This is a genomic window from Streptomyces torulosus, assembly GCF_001419765.1.
GTDB classification, from domain to species: domain Bacteria; phylum Actinomycetota; class Actinomycetes; order Streptomycetales; family Streptomycetaceae; genus Streptomyces; species Streptomyces torulosus.
Genome location: NZ_LIRK01000398.1, coordinates 1 through 6,687, shown reverse-complemented (window position 1 = coordinate 6,687; position 6,687 = coordinate 1). Strand labels below are relative to the sequence as shown.

General features: G+C 72.6%; 8 protein-coding genes. 3 read left to right on the top strand and 5 right to left on the bottom strand.

Annotated features, from left to right (window positions below):
- Window positions 1-15: 15 nt before the first annotated feature.
- On the top strand, window positions 16-636 hold the full coding sequence (locus tag AOK23_RS26625) for an HAD family hydrolase (RefSeq protein WP_055715167.1): 621 nt from the start codon (window positions 16-18) through the stop codon (window positions 634-636).
- 50 nt (window positions 637-686) lie between these two features.
- Here AOK23_RS26625 and AOK23_RS26620 read toward each other — a convergent pair whose 3' ends face one another.
- Window positions 687-938 (bottom strand): hypothetical protein, encoded by a 252-nt coding sequence (locus AOK23_RS26620; RefSeq protein WP_055715166.1) that lies wholly within the window; start codon window positions 936-938, stop codon window positions 687-689.
- 183 nt (window positions 939-1,121) lie between these two features.
- Here AOK23_RS26620 and AOK23_RS51495 point away from each other — a divergent pair, with 183 nt between their 5' ends.
- The gene (locus AOK23_RS51495; protein ID WP_055521981.1) at window positions 1,122-1,505 is read left to right on the top strand and encodes a cold-shock protein; all 384 of its coding nucleotides are present in this window, start codon (window positions 1,122-1,124) and stop codon (window positions 1,503-1,505) included.
- 49 nt (window positions 1,506-1,554) lie between these two features.
- Here the strand turns inward: AOK23_RS51495 and AOK23_RS26610 are convergent, their stop codons facing one another.
- The 4 genes from AOK23_RS26610 to AOK23_RS26595 form a co-directional block, all read right to left on the bottom strand.
- Window positions 1,555-2,448 carry a 1,4-dihydroxy-6-naphtoate synthase gene (locus AOK23_RS26610; RefSeq protein WP_079049714.1) on the bottom strand — a complete coding sequence of 298 codons (894 nt, stop codon included), beginning with the start codon at window positions 2,446-2,448 and terminating at the stop codon, window positions 1,555-1,557.
- Window positions 2,438-3,190 (bottom strand): futalosine hydrolase, encoded by a 753-nt coding sequence (locus AOK23_RS26605; protein ID WP_055715165.1) that lies wholly within the window; start codon window positions 3,188-3,190, stop codon window positions 2,438-2,440. Before AOK23_RS26605 ends, AOK23_RS26610 begins: the two co-directional genes overlap by 11 nt.
- 16 nt (window positions 3,191-3,206) lie before the next feature.
- Complete coding sequence (locus AOK23_RS26600) at window positions 3,207-3,674, bottom strand: hypothetical protein (RefSeq protein WP_055715164.1); 468 nt, start codon at window positions 3,672-3,674, stop codon at window positions 3,207-3,209.
- Window positions 3,675-3,768: 94 nt separating this feature from the next.
- Window positions 3,769-5,160, bottom strand: coding sequence for an MFS transporter (locus AOK23_RS26595; RefSeq protein WP_055715163.1), 1,392 nt, complete (start codon window positions 5,158-5,160; stop codon window positions 3,769-3,771).
- Window positions 5,161-5,668: 508 nt separating this feature from the next.
- On the opposite strand from AOK23_RS26595, the gene AOK23_RS26590 reads away from it, so the two are divergent.
- The gene (locus AOK23_RS26590; RefSeq protein WP_055715162.1) at window positions 5,669-6,601 is read left to right on the top strand and encodes a DUF3027 domain-containing protein; all 933 of its coding nucleotides are present in this window, start codon (window positions 5,669-5,671) and stop codon (window positions 6,599-6,601) included.
- Window positions 6,602-6,687 lie beyond the last annotated feature (86 nt).

Genomic DNA, 6,687 nt, shown 5'->3' with positions numbered 1-6,687 from the left:
CGCCCACCCCCCACAATGGGCGACATGGCTTCCCTCACCGTCGGATTCGATCTGGACATGACGTTGATCGACTCCCGCCCCGGCATCCACGCCTGCTACCTCGCACTGGCGGCGCGTACCGGGACGTACATCGACGCGGATCTGGCGATCACGCGGCTGGGCCCGCCGCTCGTGGAGGAACTGGCGTACTGGTTCCCCGCCGAGGACATCCCCGCGATGGCGACGCTCTACCGGGAGATCTACCTGGAGAAGGGGATCACCGCGGCGCCCGCGATGCCGGGCGCGCGGGAGGCGATCGCCGCGGTGCGGGCGGCCGGCGGGCGGTCCATCGTCGTCACCGCGAAGTACGAGCCGAACGCCAAGCTGCACATCGAGCACCTCGGCATGGAACCGGACGCCGTCATCGGTGACCTGTGGGCGGAGGCCAAGGCGGGGGCGCTGCGCGAGCACGGCGCGAGCGTGTACGTCGGCGACCACGTCGGGGACGTCCGCGGCGCGCGTACCGCCGACGCGTACTCCGTCGCCGTGGCCACCGGCCCGTGCGACGAGCGGGAGCTGCGGGAGGCGGGCGCGGACGTCGTCCTCACGGACCTGACGGCCTTCCCCGAATGGCTGGCGGCCCACACCCGCCGGTGAGCGTCAGTCCGATCGGGCCCTTCGGTCTTATCAGCCTGTCATCGGTCTGATCAGCCTGTCTGCGAGCGTGCCTTCCTGCGGCCCGCCGCCACCGACTGCAGGACGCCCGCGCCCGCGATGAGAAAACCGACGCCCATCAGCATGCTCAAACCGAACATGTAGGTGGGAAATGGGGTCGTGTCGAGGAACAGCGGGGCGACGGTGACCAGTGTGGCCACGGCGCCGACGAAGAACACGATGACGCCGGCACGGATCAGCCGGTCACCGGGTTCGGCGGAATTCGGTTGGGTTTTGTCACGCACCGGACCAGGGTAGTTCCCAGCGCGAGGGAACAGGCGGGGGACGTCTTGTCACCCGCCCCCAGACCATTAGCCTGGGTACCGGCGGGTCCCGGCGGCCCGCTGTAGTGCTATCCAGAGCAGTTTCCGCACACCGAGAACACTTTTCAGACGCAGTTTCCGACGAGTACGAGGACGAGGACAGACGTGCCTACCGGCAAGGTCAAATGGTTCAACAGCGAGAAGGGCTTCGGCTTTCTCTCCCGTGACGACGGCGGTGACGTCTTCGTCCACTCCTCCGTACTGCCGACCGGTGTGGACAGCCTGAAGCCGGGCCAGCGCGTCGAGTTCGGAGTCGTCGCCGGTCAGCGCGGCGACCAGGCACTGTCCGTGACGATCCTGGAGCCGGCCCCCTCGGTCGCCGCCGCCCAGCGCAAGAAGCCGGACGAACTGGCCTCGATCGTGCAGGACCTGACGACCCTCCTGGAGAACATCACACCGATGCTGGAGCGGGGCCGCTACCCCGAACGCACGGCCGGCAAGAAGATCGCCGGCCTGCTGCGGGCGGTGGCCGACCAGTTGGACGTGTAGTCCCCCGAGTCGCAGTTCCCCGAGTCGTGGTCCCCCGCCCGCGGGGCGGTCAGGGGAAGTCGAGTGCGTGCGGGCCGAGGGGCGGTACCAGTCCCTCGGCCGCCGCGCGGGTGAGCAGACCGCGGATCGCCGCGTAGCCGTCCTCGCCCAGGTCCGCCGTGAACTCGTTGACGTACAGGCCGATGTGCTGGTCGGCGACGGCGGGGTCCATCTCCTGCGCGTGTTCGAGGACGTACGGGCGGGACGCCTCGGGGTCGTCCCAGGCGGCGCGGACGGACGCGCGGACCGTGTCCGCGAGGCCGCGCAGCGTCTCCTCGCCCAGCGAGCGCTTCGCGATGATCGCGCCGAGGGGGATCGGCAGGCCCGTCGTCGACTCCCAGTGCTCACCCATGTCGGCGAGCTTGTGCAGCCCGTAGTTCCGGTAGGTGAAGCGGGCCTCGTGGATGACGAGTCCCGCGTCGACCTTCCCGTCCCGCACGGCGGGCATGATCTCGTGGAACGGCATGACGACGATCTCGCCGACCCCGCCGGGCAGCGTGTCCGCCGCCCAGAGGCGGAACAGCAGATAGGCCGTCGACCGCTCGCTCGGCACGGCCACCGTGCGCCCGGTCAGTCCCCCACTGCCGACAGCGTGGGAGGTGCCCCCAGTGCCCGGCTCCCGCGTCAGCACCAGCGGCCCGCAGCCCCGGCCCAGCGCGCCGCCGCACGGCAGCAGGGCGTACTCGTCGAGGACGTACGGCAGGACCGCGTACGACACCTTCAGCACGTCCAGGTCGTTGCCGCGCTCGGCCATGCCGTTGGTGATGTCGATGTCCGCGAACGTCACGTCCAGCGCGGGGGCGCCCGGAATCCGGCCGTGGGCCCACGCGTCGAAGACGAACGTGTCATTGGGGCAGGGGGAGTAGGCGATCCGCACGGTGTCGGCCGCCCGCTCAGCGCTCATGCCGCTCGTGCTGTTCCTGTGGCTCATCCGGCTCATGTCGGTCCCAACTCTCCAGTACGGGCGTCAGCTTCCCGAAGGCCCCGGTGAGGGCGGTCAGCGCGTCGCCGATGCGCCAGGCCGCGCGGTCGCGGGGGCCGACGGGGTTGGAGACGGCGCGCAGTTCCAGTACGGGCGTCGTGTGCGCGGCGGCCGCCTCGGCGACCCCGAAGCCCTCCATCGCCTCCGCCAGCGCGTCCGGGTGCCGGGCCCGCAGCTCCGCGGCGCGCTCGGCGCTGCCGGTGACCGTGGAGACGGTGAGCACCGTGCCGGTACGGGCCCCGGTCGCCGCGGCGACAAGGCCCACGAGCGCCTTCGGCGGGTGATGGGTGACGGTGCCGAACCCGAGGTCGGTGACCGGCACGAAGCCGGCCGGGGTCTCGGCGCCCAGGTCCGCCGCCGTGATCGCCTCGGCCAGCACCAGCGACCCGAGCGGCGCCCCCGGCTGGAAACCGCCCGCGATCCCCGCCGACACCACCAGGTCGTACGGCGTCCCGCCGAGCACCCCGGCGGTCAGCGCGGCGGCGGTGGAGGCGGCCGCGAGGGCGGGCCCCACACCGGCGGCGAGGAGGTCGTACACGGGCCCGGAGGCGGTGTGGCGGTGCAGGGACGCCGTCGGGAGGGGCACCTCCGTGAACGGGCCAGGGAACGCGCGTGCCACCGCGTCCCGCTCGGCGGGGACCGCGGTGGCTACGAGGATGCGCATGGGCGGCGTACGCGGATCAGGCGTCCGGGTTCTCGAACTTGAAGTTCCAGACGCCCTTGTACTGCGTGGAGCCCTTCTTCTGCTCGACGACGCTGACCGTCAGCGACTTCTGCGCGGTCTGCCCGGGCTGCGTGGCGAACAGGTCGGCGTTCTGGAAGGCCCAGTACGTCTTCTTGAACGTGTCGGTGGCGGGCTCCCCGTTGATCCACAGGGCCCAGCCGGTCTCCGCGACCTCCGGGTCGACACCGATGCGCAGGGTCTCGCCCTGGGGCACGTCGATCGACTTCGACGGCTTCTCCCTGGCGCACTTCGCGGTCTGCTCGGCGCTGAGGGTCTCGTAGCACTCGGCCTCGGTGCTGACCGAATCGGTGCCGAACGTGACGGTGGCCATCGGCGTCGGCTTGTCGCAGGCAGACAGCACGAGGAGTCCGGCGGAAAAAGCGCCGAGAGTGGCTGCGGCGCGACGGGAACGCTGGGAGGTCATGGGCGAAGGCTATCTGGCATGTCCAGGGGTGCCCCTACGTGGGGTACGGCGTGCCGGGCCGGACGGCGTCACGGCGGTCCCGTTCCGCCCCGGGTCACGCCACCTTCGCCCGGGGCGCGCCACCGTGCCGGGCCGAGGAGAGCAGGCCGCGGACCGTGGTCAGCCAGCCGAGGGCGACGATCCCGGCGGCCACGGCCATGCCGAGCGTGCCGACCAGGGGCAGGGCGATACCGATCCCGCCGCCGACCACCCACGCCATCTGCAGCAGCGTCTCGGAGCGGGCGAAGGCGGAGGCCCGGACGGCCTCGGGGACGTCCCGCTGGATCAGGGCGTCCAGGGCCAGCTTCGACAGGGCCTGCGACAGACCGGCGAACGCGGCGAGGCAGGCGATGAAGAACGCGCTGAAGAACACGACCGCCAGCACGGCGACGGCCAGCTCCACGGCCACCACGGTCACGATGATCAGCTCCGGCGCCCGCGACTTCAGCCATGCCCCCGCGGCGGTGCCGAGCGCGTTCCCCACCCCCGCCGCGACGGCCACCATGCCGAGCGAGACGGCCGCGCTCTGCCCGGGGAGCGGGTGCACCCGCAGCAGGAACGCCAGGAAGAAGATCAGGAAGCCGGACAGGCAGCGCAGCGACGCGTTGGCCGCGAGGGCGTGGGTGACGGCCGGGCCGACCGTCCGCAGATTCGGCCGCTTCAGCGTCTTGGCACGGTGCGGGCCGTGCAGATGCTCCGGGTCCGCGGCGAGCAGCGCGATGCCCTCGCCCTTCGCGGAGTCGACCTTGGGCGGCAGCGTGAACGACAGGAACGTCCCCGCGAGGAAGATCGCGCACGCCCCGTACAGCGGGAAGCGCGGGCCGAGGGCCTGGAGTCCCGCCCCGATCGGAGCGGCGACACCGGTGGCGAGGAGGCCGCAGAGAGTGACCCGCGAGTTCGCCTTGACCAGGGAGAACGCGGGCGGGAGGAGCCGGGGGACGACCGCGCTTCTGATCACTCCGTACGCCTTCGACGCGACGAGGACACCGAGCGCGGCCGGGTACAGCTCGATGCCGCCCGTCTCCACCGCGCCGACCAGGACGAGTGCGAGGAACGCCCGCGCCAGCATCGCGCCGGCCATCGCGGCGCGGCGGCCGTGCGGGAGGCGGTCCAGGAGGGGGCCGACCACGGGGGCGAGGAGGGCGAAGGGGGCGAGGGTGATGGCGAGGTAGAGGGCGACGCGGCCGCGGGCCTCGTCGGTGGGGACGGAGAAGAAGACGGTGGAGGCGAGGGAGACGGTGATCATCACATCGCCGGCGCCGTTCACGCCGTGCAGTTCGATGAGCTTGCCGAGGCCGGACTCGCCGGCGCCGTGGGCGTGGGTGGCCTTGCGGATACCGCGGGCCGGGGCGGTCACCGGCCGGTGCAGGGCGCGGGTCAGCGAGCGGACGGCTCCGGTCAGTCGACCTGAACCGCCGCGGGTTCCGCTCCGCTCGGCGCCGGTCACCTCGTCATAGTGCCCCGAGATGGGGGGCCGTAGTGCGGTTACCGCTCGTATGGCGGTGAACGGGGTTGGGGGCGCCTACTGGCTCGGGGGTGCGCGGTTCGTTGGCGGGTGCGGGTTCGTTGTGGTTGTTCGCGCAGTTCCCCGCGCCCCTGAGGGGAACGGGCCTGCGGCCTGGGCGCGACCAGCCCCCACCTGCCCGCACGTGCTTGGTTCACGCCAACGCCGGGCCCTCTGATCCGCCCCCCGGAACACACCCCGGCCCGAGCCCAGCGCAGCGGAACCGTAACGTCGGTGTGGGCGCCGGGCGCTGGAGAAGGTAGCGTGCATAGCGCGCCCGCGGCGGTTGTTCTCGGCCGCGCGCCTGACGTTCATCCCGCAGAATGGGTGACATAGGTGCGCCCGAGTGCGATCGGGCGCGGACGTCGACGCGGCCCCCTGGTCCGCTCCGTCCGCACCCCCCGCCGAGGGAGGCGCACTCGTGAGACGGCGTAGGAGAGAAGCGATACCTGTGAGCGCAGCGACAACGCGAAGCCGCACCCCCGACCGCTTGTGCGCCGAGGCCGTCGACCTCGCCCGCGCCGCCGCCGAGGAGGCGGCCGCGCCCGGTGTGGTGGGGGAGCACGCGGGGCTCGTCTCCGAGGGCGACCGCGTTGTCACGCACTTCTTCGAATGCAAGGAGATGGGCTACCGGGGCTGGCGCTGGGCCGTCACCGTCGCCCGCGCCTCCCGCGCGAAGATCGTCACGCTGGACGAGGTCGTCCTGCTGCCCGGCCCCGACGCGCTGCTCGCGCCGGAGTGGGTGCCGTGGAGCGAGCGGCTCCGGCCCGGCGACATGGGCCCCGGCGATCTGCTGCCCACCGACGCGGAGGATCTGCGGCTGGAGCCCGGCTTCTCCGGTGAGGACGAGCCGCCGCCGAACTCCCCGGTCTCCGACGACATGGCCGAGCTGGTGGAGGCGGAGGACGCGGAGGTCGCGGGCGGGGTCCCGGCGAACCTGCCGATCGCGCCGCGCCGCGGGTCCATCGCCGCCATCGCCGAGGAACTGGGCCTGCGGCGCGCCCGCGTGCTGTCCCGGTACGGGCTGCACACGGCCGCGGACCGCTGGGAGGAAGGGTTCGGGGCGAAGACCGCGATGGCCCAGGCCGCGCCCGCGTCCTGCGTCAGCTGCGGGTTCCTCGTGCCGATCGGGGGGTCGCTCGGGCAGGCCTTCGGGGTGTGCGCGAACGAGTTCGCGCCGGCGGACGGGCGGGTCGTGTCGCTGACCTACGGGTGCGGGGGGCACTCCGAGGCGGCGGTCATGCCGAAGCCGCCGCAGCCGGCTCCGCCGCGGCTCGACGAGACGAGGGTCGACCCCTTCCCGCTGCGACCGTCGCCGGACTCCGGGTCGGTGCCGGTGGGGGCGGAGGACGCCGAGGGCGAGGCGGATCTGGGTCACTCGTGACCTTGGCTGTGGTGTGAGGGGCGCCCAGTAGCTCGGGGCTGCGGGTGCGTCGGCGGGTGCGAGTTCGTTGTGGTTGTTCGCGCAGT

What these genes read in the sequence shown, in the direction of transcription:
- AOK23_RS26625 (WP_055715167.1), top strand. Translation starts at nt 16, where the DNA reads ATGGGCGACATGGCTTCCCTCACCGTCGGATTCGATCTGGACATGACG.
- AOK23_RS26610 (WP_079049714.1), bottom strand. Translation starts at nt 2,448, where the DNA reads ATGAGCGCTGAGCGGGCGGCCGACACCGTGCGGATCGCCTACTCCCCC.
- AOK23_RS26605 (WP_055715165.1), bottom strand. Translation starts at nt 3,190, where the DNA reads ATGCGCATCCTCGTAGCCACCGCGGTCCCCGCCGAGCGGGACGCGGTG.
- AOK23_RS26600 (WP_055715164.1), bottom strand. Translation starts at nt 3,674, where the DNA reads ATGACCTCCCAGCGTTCCCGTCGCGCCGCAGCCACTCTCGGCGCTTTT.